Here is a 23,977-nt window from a genome sequence, read left to right on the forward strand (position 1 = left end):
GGAAAAAAGACGTTATTGAAAATGTTTTTTATTGGATATGCTGTTTATAAAAAAGGTTTTTGTAAAGTGGATGAAGCAATTAAACTTGCAGATTGAACAATTATTTATATTTAAGAAAACACAAAAGTAATTTGTAAATTTTCTTTATATAAATTATAACGAAATATGTTATTGTTTTTCACGGATATTTGACAAATTTCATATATACTGCTAGAATCAAAATAGAAGATAAAGATAGAGGTGGAGAAGAAGATGTGGGATGTCGAGTTTATTTTGGGTATAGGAAAATTAATTTCACTGGTTCTTTGCATGGTTTTTATTGAGGGGGTAATTGCAAGTCGTCCCAATGGAAAATTGACCGGCATATTGTTGCCAATTTTTATGGTGCTGCTTTCTGTTTGGGTATTATTTACATGGAAAAATTTTATTTATTTTATTATGGTTTTTGCACCTGCTATATTATGTTGTTTTATCTATTATATCTGTCGTCGTGCTATTAAAAATGGTACAGCTTTAAGTTTAAATCAAGAGGAAAATAGCTGATAACTTATTTGAAAGATAAACAAAAAATGGTTGCAGATGTAGAAATACCTGTTTTTCCAATCCAAAATTTTTTTTAAAATGTTATGGCCGTTTAGAAGTATACTTTTTTCGGATTTATGTGTTTACTTAACCGTGGCGTTTCGAACTTTTTTGATTCAACATAAAAATTTTGAGCAGGCTCTAATTTTACAGAATGCGAAAGCCCGTATTGCAAGGATTTCAAGGTAAATCTATGAGAATGCAATAGGGCTTTTTTCTTTTTTTACGAAAAACTTCAATTGATCCGAAACGTTTATGTTTTTCATATTAAGGGGTGTAAAATGAAAAAGATATTATTCATTATCGTTACCAGTTTATTTTTTACTTCTTGTGCAATGCGGGAAGAACAAAGATATTCTGTTTCAGCTGGTAGTTCTCAACCTATTGTAAAGCAGGTAACACTGGCTGTTGTGGGTGATATTATGGTGCATGATTATCAATATAATGAGGCATATGACCCATCTAGTGCTTCGTATAATTTCATGCATAACTTTCAGGATGTAAAAAAATATTTTGATAACTATGACCTCGTTTTGGGAAATTTGGAGTTAACGTTTGGTGGAGAAGAAAGGGGTTATTCGTCATTTCCTTGTTTTAATACCCCAGATGCGTTTTTGGATGCCGTGAAAGATGCTGGCTTTGATATTTTAACTACTGCAAATAATCACTGTATGGATACAGGTAAAAATGGACTCATTCGCACATTGGACAAGCTAGATGAGTATGGGATTTCACATATGGGAACATATCGCTCCGCTGAGGAGAGAGATAAAATTTTATATAAAAAAGTCAATGGAATTACTTTTGCTTTTTTGTCCTACACCTATGGTACCAATGGTATTCCTGTTCCTGATGATTATTTGGTGAATTTAATTGATAATGAGCAGATGGTGACTGATATTAAAAGGGCCAGGGAGCATGCGGATGTAGTCGTTGTGATGCCTCATATGGGCAATGAATATGAAACCTATCCAAAAGATGTTTTTAAAGAATGGGCTGACCTAATGTTTCTTTCCGGTGCAGATATCGTTCTTGCCAGTCATCCTCATGTTTTGCAACCCATGGAATATAGAAAAGTGGATCATGGGGACGGTGTTCATGATGGTTTTATTATGTATTCTTTAGGGAATTTTATTTCTTCTCAAACAACGCCGCCTAGAAATGCTTCTGTTATTTTGCATCTAACAATTGAGCAGGTAGGAAATGAACCACCTAATGTAAAAGAGGTTTCTTTTGTTCCAATTTGGACACAATTTCGAAATGCACAAGACAAAAATCATTTTGTTGTGCGTAGTGTCTATGAAATGTTAACCTTAGAACAAAGTGAAAAAGATCAGTTGATACGAAAAAAAGACCAAACACGTTTGGAAGAAATTCATCAAGAAACTGCGTCGTTTCTTTTAAATCGGGAAGTCCCTTTATCAGAGATTCAGGATGAATATATTTTTGAAAAATAATGAAAGTCCTTGTCATGCAACGATTTCAGTGTTAAAATAGGTGCAGAATTGTTAAAGATGAAACATATAGGAGGATCGGTATGGAAAGAGATTTTCTTGCGGAGAACGTTTCTTATTTAACCAAAGACTTGGGCAAATGCAACATTTCGCAAAATTTGTTCCAACGGTTCAAAGAATTGATTATGAGCGGTGTACTTCCGGCAGGATATATGCTACCGAATGAAAATATCGTTAGTAATTTGTTGGGAGTGGGACGAAGTACATTAAGAGAGGCCTATACTGCATTGGCGGTGTTCGGTTTTATTCGGCGATCAAAGGCGGGTACATTTATTAATGAAATAGATAATATTGTGAATATTGCGCCTTTTAGTATCACGGTTGAAAATTCTGATTTAGGCGATCTTTTGGAATTCAGATATATGCTGGAGGCAGAAACAGCTAGTTATGCTGCAAAACGGGCAACGTCTGAGGATATTTCTAACTTAGTATTTTGTTATGAAAAAATGGTAGAAAGTAAAAATGATGTGAATTTATTTGTGGATTATGATTCTATGTTTCATATGCAGGTTTCAGCTGCTACGCATAATAAGCTTTTGATGAGTACTATGATTGCTGCGAAGGAATCTTTTGAAAAAGGGATACGGTTGGCATTGCGTGAATCACTTACGCAAAACCCCCGTGCCATTGATGTAACCATTGATTTACATGGAAAACTCTTAAATGCAATTAAAAATGGAGATTATCAAACCGCTTATGCGGTCATGAGAGAACATATTTCTTATGTTAACCTAACAGTAAAATATGGATGATAGTCCCAAACTTAATTTTAATGAAAAGACATCTTTAGAATGGAGTATGATTTTCACCTCTGTTTTAGATGTTTTTTTTTATAAAATGTTTGTTCTTAAATTCCCTAAGAATAGGTGTTTTTCTTGATTTTACTGGGATTTTGTGATAAAGTTTATAGAAGTTGCACTATTTTTTTTGTTTATTATTAGAAATTAAATAACAAATTCTGAATGGAGGATTTTGATATGGATTTTAAGATGGAGATTGCAAAGCTCTTGGCGAAAGCTGCGGATCTCTCATTGGAAGATGCTTTGAGTACTGTGGAAATACCTGCGAATAAAGGTATGGGGGATTTTGCTTTCCCTTGCTTTCGTTTAGCAAAGGTTTTTCGTAAAGCACCCCCGATGATTGCCCAGGAGATTGCAGAAAAGTTTGATAGACCTGAATTTGTTGAAAATATACAAGTTGTTGGAGCTTATGTAAACTTCTTTATCAATAAAGGTGTTTATGCCCAAGAGATTTTATCAAAAGTTTTAGATCAAAAAGAAAACTATGGTAAGAGTGATATTGGCAGTGGCAAGACGATTGTAATTGATTATTCTTCTCCTAACATTGCAAAACCATTTCATGTTGGACATTTACGTTCCACTGTAATTGGCAATGCTATTTATAAAATTTATGAAGAATTGGGTTATCATTGTGTAGGTATAAACCATTTGGGAGATTGGGGTACACAATTTGGAAAATTGATTGTTGCATATCACAATTGGGGAACCAAAGAGGAAGTTGAATCCAATGGTATTCAGGAATTAATGCGCATCTACGTGAAATTTCACGACGAAGCAGAAAAGAATCCTGCATTAGAAGATGAAGCCAGACTTTGGTTTGTAAAAATGCAAGAGGGGGATGAGGAAGCCCTTACCCTTTGGAAATGGTTTTATGATATTAGTATCATAGAATTTGAGCGGGTATACGATATGTTAGGTGTTAAATTTGATGCGTATACAGGTGAAAGTTTTTATAATGATAAAATGGCCCCTGTTGTGGAAGAATTAAAGAGTAAGAATATTTTGAAAGAAAGCGAAGGCGCTATGATTGTTGACTTGGAAGATAAAAATATGCCTCCTTGTTTGATTATTCGTAAAGATGGCGGCACGCTTTATGCCACAAGAGATATTACGGCGGCTCTGTACCGCAAAAAAACCTATGATTTTGAAAAATGTATTTATTTAACAGCGCTAGATCAAAATTTGCATTTTGCCCAATGGTTTGAAGTTATTCATAAGATGGGTTACGATTGGTATAAAAAGTTAACTCATGTTCCATTTGGCTTGGTAAGTTTGGATAGTGGAAAATTATCTACACGACATGGTAATGTTATATTGATGGAAGATTTGTTGAACCAAGCAATTGCGGAAACAAAAAGAATTATAGAAGAAAAGAATCCTTCTTTAGCTGATAAAGAAGAAGTTTCTAAGCAGGTAGGGATTGGCGCTGTCATTTTTAATGATTTATATAATGGACGCATTAAAGATGTTGTTTTTTCATGGGAAAGAATGTTGAATTTTGATGGTGAAACAGGTCCTTATGTTCAATATACCCATGCAAGAGCATGTAGTATTTTAAAACGTGCAGGAGAAGTTACGTTGGAAAACATTCATTATGATATGCTTTCTGATGATGCTTCTTTGGATATTTGTAAGTTGTTGGAGGCTTATCCCGAAAAAATTAAGGATGCGGCAAATAAGATGGAGCCATCTGTTGTAACACGTCATTTGGTTGCAATTGCACAAGCATTTAATAAATTTTATCATGATAATCCTATTTTAAGTAGTGAAGAAGATGTTCGTCAGGCGCGCCTGGCAATTGTATTGGCTGTGAAAACAGTCATGAAAGAGGGTCTGGGACTTTTGGGGATAGATGCACCTGAACAAATGTAAAGAGAGGTGTTTTGGCATGAAAAAGCTGAAACTGATTTATAATCCTTTTTCTGGAAATAAAAGTTTTAAATTTGACTTGGATGTTTGTATTGGCATTTTTCAGCATGGAGGTTATGAGGTTCATCCTTTCCGTTCTATGGCAGAGGGGGATATTGCTAAGCATATCAAAGAAATGCCTGATGATTATGATGTAATTGTTGCATCGGGCGGCGATGGAACCGTAAATATCGTGATTAATGCGATGATGAGTCGAAAAATGAATATTCCTTTAGGTATTATTCCTTCCGGAACTGCTAATGATTTTGCAACATATCTTGGATTTAAAAGCGGACAGGTTGAAGAAGCTTGTTATGCAATTGTAAATACGAAGCCTGTTGCAATTGATTTAGGGCTTGTTAATGACAAAACTTATTTTATCAATGTTTGTGCTGGTGGACTTTTAACCAATGTTTCGCAAACTGTGGATAAGGATTTAAAAAATGCTCTTGGCAGCCTTTCCTATTATTTAAAGGGCGTAGAACAGTTACCAAATTTTCATAAAATACCTTTTCGGATTACGACGAGTACGGAAGTGATCGAAGAAGATTTATATTTGTATATGATTATGAATAGTGCCGGAACCGGAGGTTTTACAAAATTATCGCCTGAATCATCTATTCAAGATGGATTGTTTGAGTTTTTAGCTATTCGTGCACGGTCGTTAATAGAATTATCTCCAATATTTTTGAAAATGCTTACGGGTGAGCATATTAATGACAAAAAGAATATGCTTTATATTAGAGATAATTATTTTAAAGTTGAATGTTTAAAGGACGATTTTAAAATAATGGATTCAACGGTTGACGGTGAAATGGGCCCAACAATGCCGTTTGAATTGAAAGTTGTACCTAAGGTACTTCCTGTTTATTTTAGAGAAAAAAGAAAATAAATGTTTCACGTGAAACATTTTTTACAAAGACATTAAAACAGTAATGTTTCACGTGGAACATTACTGTTTTTCTTTCCAATTACTAATCATTGTGATATAATTTCTGTAGAAATGGAAAGAAAGGCGGGGAAAGCCATGGGGAAAGTCAGGGTTATCGCAGTGACCAATCAAAAAGGCGGTGTTGGTAAAACAACTACGTCAATCAACTTATCTGCGAGTCTAGCTACAAATGGAAAAAAAGTTCTTGTTATTGATGCTGACCAGCAAGGAAATACGACCAGCGGTCTCGGCCTTGATAAAAACAATTTGGAATTAACGATATACAATATTTTTTTGGGAGAAGCAGGAATTGTGGATGTGAAACAGCCAACCTGTGTAGAAGGTTTGGAAATTCTTCCTGCTAATATCAGCCTTACAGGGGCAGAAATAGAATTAATTGGGAAAGAAAAAAGAGAATTTATATTGCGGGAAGAGCTAAAAAAAGTCAAAGATGATTATGATTTTATTATTGTTGATTGTCCACCTTCCTTAAATTTAATTACAATTAATGCGCTCACAGCTGCGGACACTGTTTTGGTGCCCATTCAATGCGAATACTTTGCTTTAGAAGGTTTGGAGCAGCTATTGCATACAATTAATCTGGTTAAAAAAAGACTAAATCCGTTTTTGGAAATAGAAGGCATTGTTTTTACTATGTTTGACGCCAGAACAAATTTGTCGTTGCAGGTAGTGGAGGAAGTAAAGAGAAGTTTGGGAAGTAATGTGTATCGCAGTATCATTCCAAGAAATGTGCGTTTAGGGGAGGCCCCTAGCCATGGCTTACCAATTCATATGTATGACCCGAAGTCAAAGGGTGCGGAAAGCTATGCACTTTTAGCGGAAGAAGTTATCGAAAAGGAGTGGAGCTGATTTATGGCTGCAAAAAAAATGGGACTTGGTTCTAAGGGAAAGGGATTAGAAGCACTGATTAATAATAAATTAGAGGATTTCAACGAAACAGGTAAAGAAGTCAATAAATCTGCTGTATGGGAATTGGATATAAATATGATTGAGCCAAACAGAAAACAGCCTAGACGGTGTTTTGAAGAAACCGCACTTGAAGAATTAGCAGTTTCCATTAAATCCTATGGAATGATTCAACCGATTATTGTAAGAAAAACCGGCGATTATTATGAGATTATTGCAGGAGAAAGACGATGGAGAGCTGCTAAAATTGCCGGACTAAAAAAGATACCTGTAATAGAAAAAAAGTGGGAAGAATCATTGGCTTTTGAAGCGGCTTTAGTAGAAAATTTACAAAGGGAAGATCTAAATCCAATTGAAGAAGCAGAAAGCTACCGACGGTTGCAGGAGGAGTTTGGATTAAGCCAAGAACAAATTTCGTCAAAAGTAGGGAAAAGTCGTTCAACTATTACAAATTCTCTTCGCCTATTGCAATTGGATTCTAGAGTACTAAATTTTGTAATTGAAAACAAATTGACAGGTGGACATGCGAGAGCATTGCTTTCAGTAACAGATAAAGACCGTCAATTTGAACTGGCGGAGCATGTGATTGAGGAAGAATTAAGCGTAAGAGCTACTGAAGCGTTGGTGAAAGCAGAGTTAAGTGAAAAAGAAAAAACAGAACATAAAATGAAAGATGGATTAGTAAATGCAAACCAAAAGGCAGTTGAAGATGAGTTGAAAACCATTTTTTCTACAAAAGTTCGTATTAATCAAATGAAGAATAAAGGAAAGATTGAAATAACATATTATTCGCCAGAAGATTTGGACAGACTATTAACCATTATGAAAAGAATGGAAGGATAAATATAAATGGGATTTTCACAAGATTATATCATATATATTCTTTTTGGTTTGGGAATAGCGGTTCTTGTACTTTTCATTCTATGTATCGTATTATTTATTAAACTTGGAAAACAAAAGAAAAAATACGATTTTTTTATGGGCGCAAACCGCAGACCAAGTCATAATTTAGAAAAGAAAATTGAAAAATACTATGAAAGCTCAAAACAAATTGAAGAAAAATATACAAAACTTCTAGATATGGTTACCGATCTAGATAAAACAATGAAAAGCAATATTCAAAAAGTAGGATTGGTGCGCTATAATCCATTTGAAGAAATGGGTGGAAATCTGTGTTTTGCTTTGGCACTTTTAGATGGAGAGAATAATGGCGTTGTTTTAAATGGAATTCATAGTCGTACTGGTTCTTTTACCTATGCAAAGCCTATTCAAATGGGTGTAAGTATTTATATGCTATCAGAGGAAGAAATAAAGGCTGTTCAGATGGCAAAAGAACAAGCTTATCAACCAGAACATGAAAAAGTGCTTAAAGTAAAATTCAAACCTGTTTTTCGCAAAAAAGATAAAGAACCAATTATGGATGAACAAATACCTCTTGATTTGATTCCTGATGAGGAAAAGAAGGAAACGGTAGAAGAACTAGGAGATGTAACTTCGGCTGAGAAAGAACAAATATTGCAGGAAGAAATTATAGCAAGTCAAATCGCAGCTGTGGAAATTTTAAGCGAGCAGGAAGAAAAATTTGAAGAGGATTTAAATGAAGAAAATACTTTTCAAGATACTCCTGTCTTTATAGAAAAACATCTGGAAGATGAGGAAAGTGAATAAAAATGGGTGGAGGGAGGAAATTACTGTATTTCGAAAACCGCCCTTTTTTATTACAAAAATGTGAATATGTGTATAAATAATGTGGAAAATGTGGATAACTTTCTGTAATTTTTTTAAAATAAAATAAAAACACAAAAAAATAAAAAGTTATCCACAGAATATTGATAAAATAATGTAAAAGGAGAAATATATGGATTATAAAATGATATTCTCTGATATGGATGGAACACTACTAAAAAATGACACTGAGGTATCAGAAAAGAATAAAATTGCAATACAAAAAGCAGTAAAAAAAGGAGTAGAATTTGTTATATGTACCGGTCGTGGTGTATTTGGCGTAGAGCGATATTTGCAACAACTGGATTTAATTGGCCAAGAAGGATATGCAATCTGCCAAAATGGTGGTGCGGTTTATGATTTAAAAGATATGTCTTTAGCTATTCGAGAAAGTTTTTCTCCAAATATCTTTGCTCCGGTTGTAGAGTTTGCTCGTGAGCTTGGATTAGAGCTGTATTATTATGATGATCGTGATTTTATAGCAGAAACCGAAACAAATAGAGTGAAGCGTTATTGTGAAGTAATGGGGAGTAGCGTTAAAATCATGAAGGATCCCCTGAAATACAAGGGGGAATTTACAAAATCACTTATAACAGGAGAGAAGGAAAAACTGCTTTTGGTTCAGAAAAAGGTGCAGGAAATGGCGGGTAAAGATTTGGACTGCTTTTTTTCTAGTAATATTTTTATGGAGGTCGTAAAAAAAGGCGTCAGCAAGGGAAATATTATGGAAAAAACAGCAAAAAAAGCCGGAGTTCCAATTGAAGCGGTAATTGCCGTGGGGGATAGTGATAATGACATTTCTATGATAAAAAAAGCCGGCCTGGGAATTGCTGTAGCAAATGCTGATCCGGAAGTAAAGAGAATTGCAAACTTTGTGACAAAAAACAGATGTGAGCAGGATGCAATAGCGGAAATAGTAGAAAAATTCATACTATAAGTTGACATAAGTTTTTATTTGAAGGATAAAAGTACGAAAAAGAAAAGCATTGAAAAAACTATTGATTTTTATCTGTAGTTTGGTATATAATAATGGGACAAAATGGCGTGTGGCGTTAATGCGTCCGTAGGAAAGCTAAGTTTTCTGTATTTCTTCAGAGAGTCGACGTTTGGTGTGAGTCGATGAAAAAAGAAAATGCTCCACTTTCCCAGCTGCCGATGAAAGTCGGAAGGGTAAGCCCTTTATCGCTGTTTAAAGAGGTTCGATTTTTTTCGAGCAATCTGGGTGGCAACGCGGGAAATACTCTCGTCCCTGTTTATATGGGATCGGGGGTTTTTTTAATTGCTCCGACTCCCCTGATTTTAGATATGTTAGTAGAAATAAGGAGGAAAAAAGATGCTGGATATTAAATTTGTTAGGGAAAATCCCGATGTGGTAAAAGAAAATATTAGAAAAAAATTTCAGGATAATAAGCTGCCTTTGGTAGATGAAGTTATTGCTTTAGATCTTGAAAACAGAGCCATTAAGCAAGAAGTGGAAGTACTTCGTGCGGAAAGAAATAAGCTGTCCAAACAAATAGGTGGATTAATGGCGAAGGGTTTGAAGGATGAGGCAGAGCAAGTTAAGGCAAAAATTGCGGCAGAAGCAACAAGAGTTGACGAATTGACGGAGAAAGAAAAGGAAGTAGAAGAAAAGATCAAAAAAATAATGATGACAATTCCTAATATTATTGATCCTTCTGTTCCGATTGGTAAAGACGATAGTGAAAATGTAGAGGTACAGAAATACGGTGAGCCGGTTGTGCCTGATTTTGAAATACCTTATCATACAGAAATTATGGAAAGCTTCAATGGAATTGATTTGGAGGGCGCAAGAAGAGTTGCAGGAAATGGTTTTTACTATTTAATGGGTGATATTGCTCGTTTGCATTCTGCTGTATTGTCCTATGCCAGAGATTTCATGATTAACCGTGGATTTACTTATTGCATTCCACCTTTCATGATTCGGAGTAATGTGGTAACCGGGGTTATGAGTTTTGCAGAAATGGATGCTATGATGTACAAAATTGAGGGAGAGGATCTTTACTTAATTGGTACCAGTGAGCACTCTATGATCGGTAAATTTATTGATACAATGAATAAAGAGGAAGACTTGCCACAAACATTAACAAGTTATTCTCCATGTTTCCGTAAGGAAAAAGGTGCTCACGGAATTGAAGAACGTGGTGTATATCGTATTCACCAGTTCGAAAAGCAGGAGATGATTGTTGTATGTAAGCCGGAAGAAAGCCCTATGTGGTATGATAAGCTGTGGGAAAATACGGTTGACTTGTTCCGTACCATGGATATTCCCGTGCGTACGTTGGAATGTTGCTCCGGAGATTTGGCAGACTTAAAGGTAAAATCCGTTGACGTAGAGGCATGGTCTCCCAGACAGCAAAAATACTTTGAAATCGGTAGCTGCTCTAATTTGGGTGATGCCCAGGCAAGAAGATTGGGTATCCGTGTAGCTGGTGCAGATGGCAAAAAATATTTTGCCCATACTTTGAACAATACCGTTGCTGCACCTCCCAGAATGTTGATTGCTTTTCTGGAAAATAATTTGCAGGCTGATGGTTCTGTACGCATTCCTGAAGTATTACGTCCTTATATGGGTGGTATAGAAAAAATCGAAAAGAAAAACTAAATCTTTAAAGAATGGGGGCTATGATCCATGGCCTCCATTCATAATAAAAAAGTGGCACAAACACTGAAATTTAACATTTTTATGATAAGTGAAGTATATTTTAGATGGGAACGATCAAGAGGAGAGATAGGATTTTCCTAAATGGAAAGGTAATATATACATGATTCAGTAGCTCAATTAATATTAGATTTTAAAAATAGTTTTCCCTTGACAAAGCCTAGGAAAAATGATATGATATTGTGGCAGTAAGCGTTTGGAGAAGTACTCAAGTGGCTGAAGAGGTGCCCCTGCTAAGGGTATAGGTCGTTTGCGCGGCGCGAGGGTTCAAATCCCTCCTTCTCCGTAGATTAAAGTCATGTATGAAAAATAAAATTCATATATGGCTTTTTATTTTTTTATGATAAAATTACTTTATAATATGTGATGCTCATTAAATATTGTGCTTAAAACTTAACTTTAAACTGGTTGTTATTTTATCTCTTGCTCCAGCCCAATAAAAATATCATGATTAAAAAACTCTGAAATGGAAATATCCAAGCCATCACAGAGTTTTTTTATTGTGATAACCGATAAATCTTTACGACTTTCTTCCATCATAGAATATACAGTTGAAGGAGTTACACCTGCACGATTGGCAAGTTCATTATATTTAATATCATTTTCTTTGCATAGTGTTTGAAAACGTAAAACAATTGCTTCTTTAATTTTTATAAATTATCACCTCAACATAATTGTAAACATGTGTGCGTTCATGCGTATACGCACTTGCGTATTATTACTAAAGGTGCTTTTTACTGCGATTCAAAAGGGATAGATCCATTTTATCAGTGGCTTTGCCAGTGGAGTAGATTTATATTTTGCGGATATTGTTGCTGAACTTAAGGAGGAACATATTCTTTTTCTTGAAGCAGCCTTACTTTATCGTAATCGTATCAATACCAAGGATGTAGAATCTCAACGTTTGCTGGATGAATGTAATGCGATAGGTATTCATTCAGAGAAGTATCATCAAAACTGCTATGTTGTGCGTAATCGCTTTATGGTGCAAGCCTCAGATCTTATTATTGCTGTTTATGATGGCAGAGAAAAAGGCGGTACCCTTTTCACCATTCGATATACTCAAGCAATGAAAAAAGAAGTGAAAGTTATTATTATATAGTTTTTCATAATGTTGGTATGACCTTTCCCGTATTCCCTTGTTTGGCTTGTAGTAGCTTTTTGAAAAACTTGTACCCGTGTTATTAAAAAAATTTATGTGTTGATTCACTTAAGTTTTCAATGAAAAAGCCCGAATTACCAGGCAAATTTTTTACATGGTAATCGGGCTTTTATCTACGAAACTTAAAATAATGAAAGAAATTATTTTAAAAAGCATGTTACATTTTCCGTGGTTTCAAACAATCAATATTTTGGATTTTCGTTTTTTAAATTCCATAAGTAGCGGTGATATTTGCGGTAACTTGAATTTGGTCATACTGAATCTCTGTGCCGCTTGTGCTGCTTCCGCTTCCATAGTCTGCACTGTCTAAGAGAGCCCTTTCTTTAAAATTTGTTGTTTCTTCGTAAGACGCATAGGAAGCATGTTCTTCTACGGTTTGAATTTGCCCAAGAGGCTTTCCATAAGCAGCAGCAATGGCATTGGCTGAGATAGAGGCATTTTTCACCGCTGCCTGCAAGGCCTGAACATAATATTGGTTCGGATTTTCCAATGAAAAAATTACACTATTATATCCTGTTGCCCCTGCTTTTAATGCGCCATCAATATATTCTCCAATATAATCAATATCTTTGACAGTTACTTCAAAATTTGTGTTTGCTCGATAAGTTGTAATTGTCCTTTTTCCTGTGTTGTCATCATATTGGTACATGGGATATACAGAGGAATAACTTGTAACAATTTTATCTTTAGATACACCCATTTCTTCTAATTTATCCATCACCTTTTCGCAAATTTTGCTATTTTCCTTTTGTGCCGCTTCTGAAGTTTTGCCGGTGGTTTGAACGGAGAGGGATACCGTTGCAATATCGGGCTGAACTTTTACAACACCGGTACCGTTGGTGGAGATCGTAGACCCTTCAGCGGCAAAAACGGATGTAGCAGAGCCAAGAATAAGGACAGTTGCAAGAGAAGTTGTAATTAATAAATTTTTTATTTTTTTCATTCTAATTTCCCCTTTCTTTTTTACAGTAATTTTTTCCATTATATATAGACGCAATTTATTTGCTTATAGTTCCCCAAAAAAAGAAAAGATTCGATTTTTGTAATGTTTATGCTATACTAGAGGAAGTGAAATTGAGTTAGGAGAGAGAAATGCTATGAAACAAACGTTGGTGATCGGTTCTTCTGTGGTTGATGTAATCGTAAATATTCCTCATTTACCTGTAACGGGGGAGGATGTGCATATTTCAAATCAAAGCCGCTCCTTAGGGGGATGTGCATATTTAACTTCGGATATCCTATGTCTTTTTTCTGCGCCTTATAGCCTATGTACTGCTGTTGGGGGTGGAATTTATGGGAATTTTGTTTTGGAAAAACTAAAAGAACGGGGAGTCACAATTTATGTAAGACGTCCGGAAGGAGAAAATGGCTGTTGCTACTGCATGGTAGAGGACGGAGGCGAACGAACCTTTATTGTAGACCATGGAATTGAATATACATTCTATGAATCATATTTAGATAACATTGATACGGAATCCATTGACAGCGTTTACATTTGTGGCTTGGAAGTGGAAGAATACACAGGAATGAATATCATAGAATATCTAAAGAAGCATCCTAAGTATCAAATTTATTTTTCACCCAGTCCAAGAATTATGAAAATTGATCCCACAAGAATGGGGGAAGTTCTAAAGTTGCATCCCATTGTTCATTTAAACGAAAAAGAATTATTGGAATTTACAAAGGAAGATATAGTTGAGCAGGGTGCAAGAACAATGTATGACAAAACAAAAAGCCCTGTTATTGTAACGCTTGGAGAGAGAGGTTCTTATTGTTTTGATGGAGAAAAAGATTGCTATGCACCACCTGTGGAAACAACGGTAGTTGATACCATAGGCGCAGGAGATTCTCATATGGGTGCAGTGATTGCCGCAAGACGATTCGGTTTAAGTTTTGAAGAAGCCATAGAAGCGGCAAATTATATTTCTGCTGGTGTAGTGGCAAAAGCAGGGGGACTCCTTTCAGAGGAAGATTTTAAAAATGCTTTTTCTAAGATGCCATTGAAATTGCAAAGCAGGTTTGTTGCAGAGGTATAAAGGTGGGTATTATTTTTATAGAAAATGAAATTATTTCAAAAAGTGTTGATAATTGAAAAAAGCCCTATTGTCCGGAAAATAATTTGCCGAACAATACGGGCTTTTGTTTATCATAAAATTATCAAAACCTTGTGAAAAACAAAGAACTTTATACATTATAGATTTAATTTTAAATCATTTTCTTTTATCCATCCCATTTTTCTTAGAATATAAGCAAAAATCAAGGTAAACACGGCTGGTAACAAAAAGCAAATCATTCCCATGCCTAACCAGTCAAAGGCTGTAATTGCTTCTTTTGCGCCTGTGGAAATATCATTTACCCATCCGGTATATAAACCGATTTGTCCTACAAGTCCACAAGTACCCATACCGGAAGCAACGGCATTACCATTCATTTTCATTTGAAAAAAGCAGGTTGCAATGGGTCCTGTGATTGCAGAAGCAAGGGTAGGTGGAATCCAAATTTTGGGGTTACGAACGATATTACCCATTTGTAGCATGGATGTACCAATGCCTTGGGCGAATAAGCCGCCCCACTTGTTTTCAGGAAAACTCATAACTGCAAAACCAATCATTTGTGCGCAACAACCGGCTAAGGCTGCCCCGCCTGCAAGTCCCGTAAGGCCTAGCGTGGCACAAATGGCGGCACTGCTGATGGGTAGTGTTAAAGCGATACCAACAATAACGGCAACGATTATTCCCATTAAAAAAGGTCGAAGCTCTGTTGCCCACATAATTGTTTTTCCTACGCCGTTTGCAACAGCCCCTAAAGAGGGTGCCCACCACATAGATAACAAAACACCTATGATAATGGTTACCGAGGGTGTTACTAAAATGTCAATCTTTGTTTCTTTTGAAACGGCTTTACCGAATTCTGCGGCAAAGATGGTAACCACAAGTACAGCAAGAGGGCCACCGGGTCCACCTAAGCTGTTTGCGGCCCCGCCTACGGCAATTAACGAAAAAAGAACCAAAGGGGGACATTTTAGCGCATAACCAATTGCAACTGCCATAGCAGAACCGGTTACACTTTTTGCAAAATTTCCTATTTCAACTAAAATTTCAATGCCAAGCTGCTGCCCTAAAGTTGAAATAATCGTACCAATCAGTAAAGAAGCAAATAAACCTTGTGCCATCGCTCCTAAGGCTTCGATTCCGTAGCGTTTTGCGGAAAATTCAATATCCTTTCGTTTAAGAAAAGAACGAAACCCTTGCGATGATTGATTAGTTTCCATGACAACCTCCCATAGTAAAGAATTTTTTTAACCACTATTATACTTCTTGTTTTATTAGAATACAATAAAAATTGACAAAAAATTGTTAATCTTCAAAAATTTGTGCTTTTCGTATATTGTAAATTTTTTGAGATTCATGTTTTCCGTGAATAGTGTTGACCAAAAGTCAACAAAAAATCAGATTTTTTATTTTGTTTGATGAAAGAAAAATGCCACTTCTTTAAGAAATCCACAAAAAGGTTCATATATGCAATTGGTGTTCGCATATAAATAATCCAAGATGATCTCTAGGGGAGTGCTAAGGTTGAAAACATATATTGAGGAGAGGGCGGTAGAGGTAGCAAAATTTATGATTCATACAAATGCAACAGTTAGAGAAACGGCAAAAAAATTTGGCATCAGTAAATCAACGGTACATAAGGATATTACTGATCGTGTAGAACGTATTGATCCGGAATTGGCACGGTCTGTTCGCCGTGTGCTTGAGGTAAACAAAGCAGAACGTCATATTAGAGGCGGCATGGCCACCAAAGAAAAATATCTTCATAAACTAAAAAGATGAAAATAATATGAAAAAAAGGCTGACACATTGTTTGTGTCAGCTTTTTGGTGTAGAATTAATATAGATGTTTTTTCCAGTTACCTTAACAATATGATCCTCTTTCATCTTTTTAAGCTCACGCATCATTGCGCTGCGGTCAATGCAAAGATAATTTGCCAGAGCCAGAAAAGAGAAGGGTAATTGGAAGAAATTATTACCGGATTTTGCTAGTTGCATTCGAAAATAACATAAAAGCTTATCTCGAATGGTACGGTGACTTAAAATGTCTACCTTTTCTGTTAAATCCACAATTTTTTTCGACATAAAAGAAAGTAGGTTTTCTATGACAGTGCTGTGGTGGGCACAAGCTTTAGAGCAACGCTTTGTAATTTGAGATTTATCTACAAAAAGTATTGCGCAATCTTTTTCACATACAACAATAAATTCATCATCGTGTTCAAAAAAGGAAAAGGTAGCACCAAATATACCGGAATTTTCAATGTATTCCAGCATATCTAAAGAGCCGTCAGCATTTATTCTATTGATGGACACGCATCCGTGGTATAATAGTCCGACTTTTTGACAGCCGAGATTATAAACATAAACCGTTTGTTTTTCTTTGAAAAATTTTTTTTGTGCTTCGAAACAAACGATCATTTTTTCAACATCATCAAGAGAGACACCGTTAAAAATTGGATTTTTTATCAAATTTTCCATAAAAAACTCCTTATTGTTGCATATGCAACAGATTATTTTTTGTGAATATGCTATCATAAATTTACAGAAAAGTCAAAGGTTTAAATTATAGGGTAACAAGTAAATAATAATATAATTACATTATGAAGGAGGAAAATTTATGAGACCAAAATTTTTTAGATGTAATCACTGTCACAACATTATTCTTAAGGTAGAAGACTCAGGTGTACCTGTTGTCTGTTGTGGAGAGAAAATGGAAGAATTGAAAGCAAATACTACAGATGCTGCTACAGAAAAGCATGTTCCTGTTGTAACCGTTGAAGGCAATAAAGTAAAGGTTGTTGTTGGTAGCGTTGCACATCCTATGGTAGAAGAGCATCACATTGCTTGGATTTATTTAGAAACAACAAAGGGCGGACAGTTGAAGTATTTGGATCATACAGGCGCGCCTGAAGCTGAATTTGCATTGGCAGATGATGAAAAATTTGTTGCTGCGTACGAATACTGTAATTTACACGGTCTTTGGAAGTACGAAGCTTAATAAACACACCTACAAAGGCCGGTTTTTACCGGTCTTTGTTTGTTTCAACAGGGATTGAGAAGGAGGGAGTTTTAAATGAAAACATTACAGTTAAAGAAAGATCTTTTTTGGGCTGGTATTTTAGATAAAGATTTACGCGTGTTTGACATTATTATGATGACAGAGTTCGGTACAACCTATAACTCTTATATTTTAAAGTGCGGAGATAAAAATGTTCTTTTTGAAACGGCAAAAGCAAAGTTTTGGGATGAATATGAGGAGGCATTGTCTGAAAAGCTGAATATTGAAAATATTGATTATATTGTAGTTGACCATACAGAGCCGGATCATGCCGGTAGTATTGTAAATATTATTGAAAAATGCCCTCAGGCAAAAATCATTGCAACACCCACGGCAATTGGATTTTTGAAACAAATTGTAAACCGTGATTTCTATAGTATTCCTGTAGAAAATGAATCGGAATTGCGCATTGGTGATAAAACTTTGCGTTTTTATTCTCTGCCAAATCTTCACTGGCCTGATAGTATGTATTCCTACGTTGTTGAGGATAAAGTTTTGGTAACCTGCGATTCTTTTGGTTCTCATTATGCCCATGAAGGCATTTTAAGAAGCACCGTAACGGATGAAGAGGGCTATATGCGTGCTACAAAGTATTATTTTGATAATATCTTAGGACCTTTTAAACAGCCATATCTGACAAATGCCTTAGAAGTGGTAAAATCATTAGAGATTGATATGATTTGTCCAGGTCATGGGCCTGTTTTGGATAGTCATATAGACGAATTAATTGGAATTTATGAACAATGGTGTAAAATTCCCACCAATGATAAAACAACTGTTGTCATTCCCTATGTAAGTGCCTATGGATATACAGGCCAACTGGCAGAAAAAATAGCAGAGGGTATTCGTGAAAGTGGCGATATTGACGTAAAAATTTATGATATGTTAACTGCGGATGCATCTGCGGTATTAGGAGAACTTGCAGCGGCAGATGGATTTTTACTTGGCACACCAACCATTTTAGGGGAGGCCTTAAAGCCAATTTGGGATTTGACCACTTCTTTGTTTGCTCCTGTTCATGGTGGTAAGCTTGCCGGAGCCTTTGGTAGCTATGGATGGAGCGGTGAAGGGGTTCCCCATTTGACAGAAAGGTTGAAACAGCTTCAAATGCGTGTAGTTGACGGTTTTCAGGTACGTTTTAAGCCTTCGGAAAAGGAATTTTTGGAGGCATACGAATTTGGATATTGCTTTGGTGAAAAAGTGCAGCAAAAAAATGTACCGGCAAAGCCAAGCGGAAGAAGTACCTTGGTTAAGTGTTTGGTATGCGGTGAGATCTTAGATTCTTCCATGGAACGTTGCCCTGTTTGCGGCGTAGGGCCTGAAAATTTTGTTCCTGTGGAAATGGAAGAAGTAATCTTCCAAAAAGAAAGCGACGAATGCTTTGTTATTTTAGGTGGCGGTACAGCAGCTTTGAATGCTGCAAAATCCATTCGTAAACGGAATAAAACTGCGGAAATTACTATGATTTGTGAAGAAAATGAGTTGCCCTATGACAGACCAATGCTGACAAAAAGTATGTTTGGGGCAATCAGCAATGGTGCGATTGCCAGTGAGGAAAAAAATTGGTATACAGAGAATCAGATCACATTGAAATTAGGGGTAAAGGCTGAAAAATTAGATTCCGAAAAGAAAGAGGTTGTTCTTTCTGATGGGGAAGTATTAGTTTACGACAAATGTATTTATGCCTTAGGTTCCTATAGTTTTGTTCCTCCTATTAAGGGCAGAGAGCTTACGGGTGTTACAGCGATCAGATCCATTGCCGATGTAGAAAAGGTAAACCTTTGGGCCAAGGGTGCAAAGTCGGCAGTTGTGATTGGCGGCGGCGTATTAGGCCTTGAGGCTGCTTGGGAATTGAGAAAGCAAAAACTGGAAGTAACAGTTTTGGAAGGTGCACCGGCACTTTTGGCAGGAAAAATTGATGGTGTAACAGCGGACATGCTTACAAAAATTGCAAATGACCAGGGAATTCGCATGGTAATCGGAGCAAAGATTTCCGAGATTAGTGGTGATTCTAAGGTTGACGGTGTAATATTGGATGGCGGAGAAAAAATCCCCGGAGATTTGGTTATTATTTCTACCGGTGTTAGAGCTAATATTGCTTTGGCAACAGAGGCGGGAATTACCTGTGAACGTGCTGTGGTAGTGGATGAGTTTATGCGTACCAGTGCGACGGATGTTTATGCTTGCGGAGATTGCGCTCAGTATCAAGGTCTAAATATAGCTATTTGGCCTGTAGCATCTGAAATGGGAAGAATTGCAGGAGCAAATGCAGCGGGAGATAGTTTGACCTTTGGAACAAAGACTTATGGTGTAACCTTAGCAGCAATGGGAACTACGCTATTTGCTATGGGTGATGTAGGCAGTAAGGAAGGCAAGCGTTATAAGACTGTAGAAATAAAGGATGAAAGAAAAGGCATTTTGGAAAAATATTATTTCCTAAACAATATCCTTTGTGGTGTAATCCTTTTGGGAGATACTTCAAAAATTGGCGAATCCACACTTGCAGTGGAAGAAAAGAAAAATTTTGGAGAATTTTTTAACTAAAAAGAAAAATGGGGACATCTTTCGATGTCCTCTTTTTTGTGTGAACATTACAAATGAATGAAAAAGGCACCTCCTATTTTATGAGGTGTCTTTTGTTTACATTAAAGCTTTTTCCATTCTGATTTTAATTCAGCCAAAAGTTCTTCCTTTGTCTGTGGGGGATGATGTCCTTTGATGGCTAGGCGAAAATCAATTTTCTCTATTTCGTCAATGTATGCTGTTAATAAGACCTTATCATAAAACCATTCTTCTCCTTGAATAGCAGAACAATAGGAGTCACCCAAAAAGATAACCCCATCCTGAGGAATGATAAAAACCACAGAGTCTCTGCAATGAGGAGATACGATTTCCCTTAATATACAGGTGACGTCTCCCAAATCAATGGTCATAGAGCCGTTAAAGCTAATTTCAGCAGTTTTTACTTTTATGTCACTGCGGTGACTATATTCCCTACGGATATGGGTGTCAGAAAAAACAGAGTCCTCTCCCGTTTTCAAACGATTTTTCATGGATTCTTCATCCCATGCCCAATGGGACATTTTTTCCAATTCTTTATTTGTTTTTCCCCCGGCAATGGTAGCGGTTTTTGTTGCCCAAAGACCAAAGCTATGATCCCAATGGGCATGGGTTAAAGAAAGATAGCGAGGATGGGGAAGCTTATTTTCCTGCAACTTTTCTATAAAGTGATGATAATGGGCTGCAGAATTACCTGCATCCATCATAAATCCACCTTTTTCCCCTCTAACATATCCCAGGGCTGGGCGATCTGTTTCGGGATTGTGCTCCATAAAATAAATGTGTTCCGATATTTTCATGAATTTCATACTGGAATTCCTTTCTGTTGTCATTCTCAATACGAAAGTACCGCTTATTTTATAAAAATAAACGGTACTTCTATCTCTTTCAGTATATCGTCTTTATTAAGGAAAAAGCAATAGTAAACAAATATTATTTTTTATGCAGTAACATTTTTTTGTTTTTTCTGCTTATTCTGTGCTTTTAAAGCTTTTTTAGCTTTTTTGTTTTCCTTTTTCTGTTTCCGACGCGTTTTTCTCTCATTCATCCAAGTATATACAACAGGAATAAAGATCAGGGTTACAATGGTAGAGAAAGCAAGACCGAAAATAACACCGATGGCTAAACTTTGCATCATTTCGCTGCCTTCTTTGACGCTTAATGCCATGGGAAGCATACCTAAAACTGTAGTCAGTGTAGTCATTAAAATGGGGCGTAAACGTCTGGGGCCTGCTGTTATCAAAGCATCATAGCAGCTTAGGCCACGTCCCATGAGCTGATTTACGTAATCAACCAATACGATGGCATTATTTACAACCATACCCACCAGCATAACAAATCCCATAAGGGCGGGCATAGTTACGGTGTGCCCTGTTACGAACAGACCTAAGATACCCCCTGTAATTGCCAAAGGCATGGAGAACATGACAATGAAAGGATATCGTACGGATTCAAACTGAGAAGCCATAATCATATATACCAATAAGATGGCAATTACCATACATAACATCAGACTTCTAAAGGAATCCATCATCATTTCCATACTTCCGGAATAGCCATAAGTGCAACCTTCGGGGAAGTTATAAGAAGCCAAGGCTTGATCCACCAGTTTTTGTGCTTCACTACCGCTTAAGTCAGGCGTGTTGGCACTAATGGTGATATAGTTCTTTTGGTTTTCACGGGAAATGGAAGTTGCACTTTCTGTAACTTCAATGCTGGCAACATCCGAAAGAGGAATCTGGCTGCCTGTTGCAGAGGTTACTGTTAAATTATCCAAATCTGTAAGGTAATTCAGTTCTTTTGTATCATAGCGAAGTACCACATCTAATTCCGTTCCGTCTATTTTATACTTGGTTGCTGTAGAACCGGAGATTGCTGTATTCAAAGCGCTGGCGATGGAGGATGCAGTAATTCCATAATGGGATGCCTTACTTCGATCTATTACAACTCTTGCTTCGGGTACAGTGTTACCTGTGGAGCTTTCTACATCAGTAAATCCATCAATATTACTGATCAGATCTACAATGTCATCTTCAATATCCATGAGAACTTGATTATCATAGCCATAAACATTAAAGGTTACATCAGAACCGCCCATATTGCCCATTGCTGAGTCAGAAGCGGATACAGATAATTCGATTCCTGGAATATCCCCTAAAAGGGTTTTAATTTCTTCGCAGACTTCTTCGGTACTGCGATCTCTTTCCCCTTGCCCAACCAAATTCATATAAATACTTGCAATAGAGCTATTGGTGGACATGGAGTCAGCACCGATATTGGCATAAACGGTTTCAGCCTCGGGGATAGTTTGAAGGCGATACAGTGCTTCTAAAACAACTTCTTCTGTGGTATCCAAGGTGGTTCCGTTGGGCAGGGTGATGGAAATATTGGCAGTACCTTCGTCCATTTGTTCCATGAAGTCCATGCCGGTGAAAGGTACTGTTGCCAAGCTGCCGATAAAGATTAGCAGAACCAGAAGTACTGTTTTTTTACGATGAGCCAACGACCAGCGCAGTACGTTTTCATAAAACTGGGTGATACGATCCAACGCTTTATCCCATATGGTAAGGGCAGAAGAAAATTTACTGTATTTACGTAATTTAGTTTTCCTGTCTTTTTGCAACATTAATGCGCAGGCCATAGGAACGAAGGTTATGGCAACGAAAAGGGAAGACAGTAAGGCAAAGGTAACAGAGAAAGACAGGTTTTGCAAAAGCTGTCCTACGGAACCTTTTACGAAAGCAATGGGCAAGAAAACCGCTACCGTTGTTAAAGTAGAGGCGGTAATTGCCATGGTAACTTCCTTTGCACCGATTTCTGCCGCTTCCTTAGGGGTATAGCCACGCTCATAATACTGATAAATACTATCCAAAACAACGATAGAGTTATCAACCAGCATACCTATACCAATGGCGACACCACCCATGGAAATGATATTTAGCGACATATCCGCTAAATACATCAAGGCAAAGGTTGCCAATATTGATGTAGGTATGGATACGGCAATAATACCGGATGTAATAGGGTTCTTTAAGAACAACAACAATACAAAGAATGCAATGATTGCACTTAAAAATGCCGTTTGCGTTACATTTGAGATAGAATCCTTGATATAGCTTGAGGTATCCATAACAATGCTAATTTTAAGCTCAGGATATTCATTTGAAAGCTTATTTATTTCTTTTTGAAGTTTATCACTTGTTTTAACCAAGTTTGCCGTAGACTGCTTATTTACGGCGATTAGCATACCCTTTTGGCTGTTAACATAGGAGATGGAAGTTTTGTCTTTTTCCACTTCTTCTACCTTTGCTACATCGCTTAGCTTAATAATTGCCCCAGAGGGTGTTGCAATGGGCAAATCATTGATTTCTTCAATGGAAGAGAACTGACCCATGGTACGTACCTGTACTTTGCTTTCACCCTGAGAGAGGGTGCCTGAAGGCAGGTTCATATTTTCTGCGGCTAAAATTTGAGAAAGGGTACTGGTGGTCAGGTTATAACCAGCTAATTTGCTGGGGTCAACAGTAATACGCACTTCTTCTTCAATACCCCCATATGTATTAATAGAGGCAACCCCTTCAATACGCTCCAAACGGGGAAGAATATCATCTTCCAATAAGTCGTTCAGAGAATTTAAGTCAAGAGTATCTGATGTAGCGCCCAAATAAATGGGGACAGCGTTCATATCTATTTTAAATATAACGGGATCATCAACATCATCAGGCAGTGCGTATTTGGTACGGTCTAATACGTCTCGTAAATCCAAGGACGCCATATCAATATCCGTACCATCAACAAATTGTACCACGATCATAGAACTGTCAGAATTGGACATTGAAGTAATGGTATCCACATTATTAACGGTACCAAGTGCTTCCTCCAGAGGTTTTGAAACAAGGTTTTCAATTTCTTCGGGGCCTGCGCCCACATAAGTGGTACTAACTAAAACAACGGGTATGTCTACGTTAGGCATCAAGGATAGGTTTAAGCTAGAATAAGCTACAATACCGGCAATTAATACCATCAAAGATACCATGATTGTGGTAACAGGCCGGCGGATGGATAGTCTGGACAACATAT

21 protein-coding genes, 1 tRNA gene and 1 other annotated feature are annotated in these 23,977 nt (G+C 36.8%); of the genes, 16 read left to right on the forward strand and 6 right to left on the reverse strand.

Features of this window, described 5'->3' with window-relative positions:
- The first annotated feature begins 252 nt into the window (after positions 1-252).
- The 11 genes from P9Q65_RS07860 (at position 253) to P9Q65_RS07915 (ending at position 11,353) form a co-directional block, all read left to right on the forward strand.
- Entirely contained in the window at positions 253-543 is a 291-nt protein-coding gene (locus P9Q65_RS07860; protein WP_304508834.1) for a hypothetical protein, read from the forward strand.
- 320 nt (positions 544-863) lie between these two features.
- Positions 864-2,039, forward strand: coding sequence for a CapA family protein (locus P9Q65_RS07865; RefSeq protein ID WP_304508835.1), 1,176 nt, complete (start codon positions 864-866; stop codon positions 2,037-2,039).
- 80 nt (positions 2,040-2,119) lie between these two features.
- The gene (locus P9Q65_RS07870; RefSeq protein WP_304508836.1) at positions 2,120-2,848 is read left to right on the forward strand and encodes a FadR/GntR family transcriptional regulator; all 729 of its coding nucleotides are present in this window, start codon (positions 2,120-2,122) and stop codon (positions 2,846-2,848) included.
- Between the two features lie 225 nt (positions 2,849-3,073).
- On the forward strand, positions 3,074-4,768 hold the full coding sequence (gene argS / locus P9Q65_RS07875; protein WP_304508837.1) for an arginine--tRNA ligase: 1,695 nt from the start codon (positions 3,074-3,076) through the stop codon (positions 4,766-4,768).
- Positions 4,769-4,784: 16 nt separating this feature from the next.
- The gene (locus P9Q65_RS07880; RefSeq protein WP_304508838.1) at positions 4,785-5,696 is read left to right on the forward strand and encodes a YegS/Rv2252/BmrU family lipid kinase; all 912 of its coding nucleotides are present in this window, start codon (positions 4,785-4,787) and stop codon (positions 5,694-5,696) included.
- A 135-nt stretch (positions 5,697-5,831) separates the two neighbouring features.
- The gene (locus P9Q65_RS07885; protein ID WP_304508839.1) at positions 5,832-6,605 is read left to right on the forward strand and encodes a ParA family protein; all 774 of its coding nucleotides are present in this window, start codon (positions 5,832-5,834) and stop codon (positions 6,603-6,605) included.
- 3 nt (positions 6,606-6,608) lie between these two features.
- A complete protein-coding gene (locus tag P9Q65_RS07890) occupies positions 6,609-7,505 on the forward strand; it encodes a ParB/RepB/Spo0J family partition protein (RefSeq protein ID WP_304508840.1) in 897 nt (298 codons plus the stop codon).
- A gap of 6 nt (positions 7,506-7,511) precedes the next feature.
- Positions 7,512-8,330: a DUF4446 family protein gene (locus P9Q65_RS07895; RefSeq protein WP_304508841.1), complete on the forward strand. Its 819-nt coding sequence runs from the start codon at positions 7,512-7,514 to the stop codon at positions 8,328-8,330.
- 190 nt (positions 8,331-8,520) lie between these two features.
- Entirely contained in the window at positions 8,521-9,324 is an 804-nt protein-coding gene (locus tag P9Q65_RS07900; protein WP_304508842.1) for a Cof-type HAD-IIB family hydrolase, read from the forward strand.
- A gap of 114 nt (positions 9,325-9,438) precedes the next feature.
- Positions 9,439-9,641: a binding site (T-box leader), on the forward strand.
- A gap of 79 nt (positions 9,642-9,720) precedes the next feature.
- A complete protein-coding gene (gene serS, locus P9Q65_RS07910) occupies positions 9,721-11,010 on the forward strand; it encodes a serine--tRNA ligase (protein ID WP_304508844.1) in 1,290 nt (429 codons plus the stop codon).
- Positions 11,011-11,265: 255 nt separating this feature from the next.
- Positions 11,266-11,353 (forward strand) — tRNA-Ser (locus P9Q65_RS07915).
- A gap of 125 nt (positions 11,354-11,478) precedes the next feature.
- Here P9Q65_RS07915 and P9Q65_RS13315 read toward each other — a convergent pair.
- Entirely contained in the window at positions 11,479-11,721 is a 243-nt protein-coding gene (locus P9Q65_RS13315; RefSeq protein WP_334307199.1) for a helix-turn-helix domain-containing protein, read from the reverse strand.
- A 112-nt stretch (positions 11,722-11,833) separates the two neighbouring features.
- Here P9Q65_RS13315 and P9Q65_RS07925 point away from each other — a divergent pair, with 112 nt between their 5' ends.
- Entirely contained in the window at positions 11,834-12,169 is a 336-nt protein-coding gene (locus P9Q65_RS07925) for an SLOG family protein (protein ID WP_304508861.1), read from the forward strand.
- A gap of 265 nt (positions 12,170-12,434) precedes the next feature.
- Here the strand turns inward: P9Q65_RS07925 and P9Q65_RS07930 are convergent, their stop codons facing one another.
- Positions 12,435-13,172 carry an SIMPL domain-containing protein gene (locus P9Q65_RS07930; protein ID WP_304508845.1) on the reverse strand — a complete coding sequence of 246 codons (738 nt, stop codon included), beginning with the start codon at positions 13,170-13,172 and terminating at the stop codon, positions 12,435-12,437.
- A 154-nt stretch (positions 13,173-13,326) separates the two neighbouring features.
- Here P9Q65_RS07930 and P9Q65_RS07935 point away from each other — a divergent pair, with 154 nt between their 5' ends.
- Positions 13,327-14,265 carry a carbohydrate kinase family protein gene (locus tag P9Q65_RS07935; RefSeq protein WP_304508846.1) on the forward strand — a complete coding sequence of 313 codons (939 nt, stop codon included), beginning with the start codon at positions 13,327-13,329 and terminating at the stop codon, positions 14,263-14,265.
- Positions 14,266-14,420: 155 nt separating this feature from the next.
- Here P9Q65_RS07935 and P9Q65_RS07940 read toward each other — a convergent pair whose 3' ends face one another.
- Positions 14,421-15,500, reverse strand: coding sequence for a PTS transporter subunit IIC (locus P9Q65_RS07940; protein WP_304508848.1), 1,080 nt, complete (start codon positions 15,498-15,500; stop codon positions 14,421-14,423).
- 304 nt (positions 15,501-15,804) lie between these two features.
- Here P9Q65_RS07940 and spoIIID point away from each other — a divergent pair, with 304 nt between their 5' ends.
- Positions 15,805-16,062: a sporulation transcriptional regulator SpoIIID gene (spoIIID, locus tag P9Q65_RS07945; protein ID WP_304508849.1), complete on the forward strand. Its 258-nt coding sequence runs from the start codon at positions 15,805-15,807 to the stop codon at positions 16,060-16,062.
- A gap of 36 nt (positions 16,063-16,098) precedes the next feature.
- On the opposite strand, the gene P9Q65_RS07950 is transcribed toward spoIIID, so the two are convergent.
- Positions 16,099-16,758: a Crp/Fnr family transcriptional regulator gene (locus tag P9Q65_RS07950; RefSeq protein ID WP_304508850.1), complete on the reverse strand. Its 660-nt coding sequence runs from the start codon at positions 16,756-16,758 to the stop codon at positions 16,099-16,101.
- Between the two features lie 139 nt (positions 16,759-16,897).
- Here P9Q65_RS07950 and P9Q65_RS07955 point away from each other — a divergent pair, with 139 nt between their 5' ends.
- Both P9Q65_RS07955 and P9Q65_RS07960 read left to right on the forward strand, forming a co-directional pair.
- Positions 16,898-17,278, forward strand: coding sequence for a desulfoferrodoxin family protein (locus P9Q65_RS07955; protein ID WP_304508851.1), 381 nt, complete (start codon positions 16,898-16,900; stop codon positions 17,276-17,278).
- Between the two features lie 75 nt (positions 17,279-17,353).
- On the forward strand, positions 17,354-19,882 hold the full coding sequence (locus P9Q65_RS07960) for an FAD-dependent oxidoreductase (protein ID WP_304508852.1): 2,529 nt from the start codon (positions 17,354-17,356) through the stop codon (positions 19,880-19,882).
- Positions 19,883-19,983: 101 nt separating this feature from the next.
- On the opposite strand, the gene P9Q65_RS07965 is transcribed toward P9Q65_RS07960, so the two are convergent.
- Together P9Q65_RS07965 and P9Q65_RS07970 are read right to left on the reverse strand one after the other, a co-directional pair.
- On the reverse strand, positions 19,984-20,706 hold the full coding sequence (locus P9Q65_RS07965; protein WP_304508853.1) for an MBL fold metallo-hydrolase: 723 nt from the start codon (positions 20,704-20,706) through the stop codon (positions 19,984-19,986).
- A gap of 131 nt (positions 20,707-20,837) precedes the next feature.
- A complete protein-coding gene (locus P9Q65_RS07970; protein WP_304508854.1) occupies positions 20,838-23,975 on the reverse strand; it encodes an efflux RND transporter permease subunit in 3,138 nt (1,045 codons plus the stop codon).
- Positions 23,976-23,977: the final 2 nt, after the last annotated feature.

Origin of the sequence: Anaerotignum sp., assembly GCF_030625865.1 — a bacterium.
Lineage (GTDB): Bacteria > Bacillota > Clostridia > Lachnospirales > Anaerotignaceae > Chakrabartyella.

Bases quoted from the DNA above. Each gene is read 5' to 3' on its own strand.
- P9Q65_RS07860 (WP_304508834.1), top strand. From the start codon at position 253: ATGTGGGATGTCGAGTTTATTTTGGGTATAGGAAAATTAATTTCACTG.
- P9Q65_RS07865 (WP_304508835.1), top strand. From the start codon at position 864: ATGAAAAAGATATTATTCATTATCGTTACCAGTTTATTTTTTACTTCT.
- P9Q65_RS07870 (WP_304508836.1), top strand. From the start codon at position 2,120: ATGGAAAGAGATTTTCTTGCGGAGAACGTTTCTTATTTAACCAAAGAC.
- argS (WP_304508837.1), top strand. From the start codon at position 3,074: ATGGATTTTAAGATGGAGATTGCAAAGCTCTTGGCGAAAGCTGCGGAT.
- P9Q65_RS07880 (WP_304508838.1), top strand. From the start codon at position 4,785: ATGAAAAAGCTGAAACTGATTTATAATCCTTTTTCTGGAAATAAAAGT.
- P9Q65_RS07885 (WP_304508839.1), top strand. From the start codon at position 5,832: ATGGGGAAAGTCAGGGTTATCGCAGTGACCAATCAAAAAGGCGGTGTT.
- P9Q65_RS07890 (WP_304508840.1), top strand. From the start codon at position 6,609: ATGGCTGCAAAAAAAATGGGACTTGGTTCTAAGGGAAAGGGATTAGAA.
- P9Q65_RS07895 (WP_304508841.1), top strand. From the start codon at position 7,512: ATGGGATTTTCACAAGATTATATCATATATATTCTTTTTGGTTTGGGA.
- P9Q65_RS07900 (WP_304508842.1), top strand. From the start codon at position 8,521: ATGGATTATAAAATGATATTCTCTGATATGGATGGAACACTACTAAAA.
- serS (WP_304508844.1), top strand. From the start codon at position 9,721: ATGCTGGATATTAAATTTGTTAGGGAAAATCCCGATGTGGTAAAAGAA.
- P9Q65_RS07930 (WP_304508845.1), bottom strand. From the start codon at position 13,172: ATGAAAAAAATAAAAAATTTATTAATTACAACTTCTCTTGCAACTGTC.
- P9Q65_RS07935 (WP_304508846.1), top strand. From the start codon at position 13,327: ATGAAACAAACGTTGGTGATCGGTTCTTCTGTGGTTGATGTAATCGTA.
- P9Q65_RS07940 (WP_304508848.1), bottom strand. From the start codon at position 15,500: ATGGAAACTAATCAATCATCGCAAGGGTTTCGTTCTTTTCTTAAACGA.
- P9Q65_RS07950 (WP_304508850.1), bottom strand. From the start codon at position 16,758: ATGGAAAATTTGATAAAAAATCCAATTTTTAACGGTGTCTCTCTTGAT.
- P9Q65_RS07955 (WP_304508851.1), top strand. From the start codon at position 16,898: ATGAGACCAAAATTTTTTAGATGTAATCACTGTCACAACATTATTCTT.
- P9Q65_RS07960 (WP_304508852.1), top strand. From the start codon at position 17,354: ATGAAAACATTACAGTTAAAGAAAGATCTTTTTTGGGCTGGTATTTTA.
- P9Q65_RS07965 (WP_304508853.1), bottom strand. From the start codon at position 20,706: ATGAAATTCATGAAAATATCGGAACACATTTATTTTATGGAGCACAAT.
- P9Q65_RS07970 (WP_304508854.1), bottom strand. From the start codon at position 23,975: ATGTTGTCCAGACTATCCATCCGCCGGCCTGTTACCACAATCATGGTA.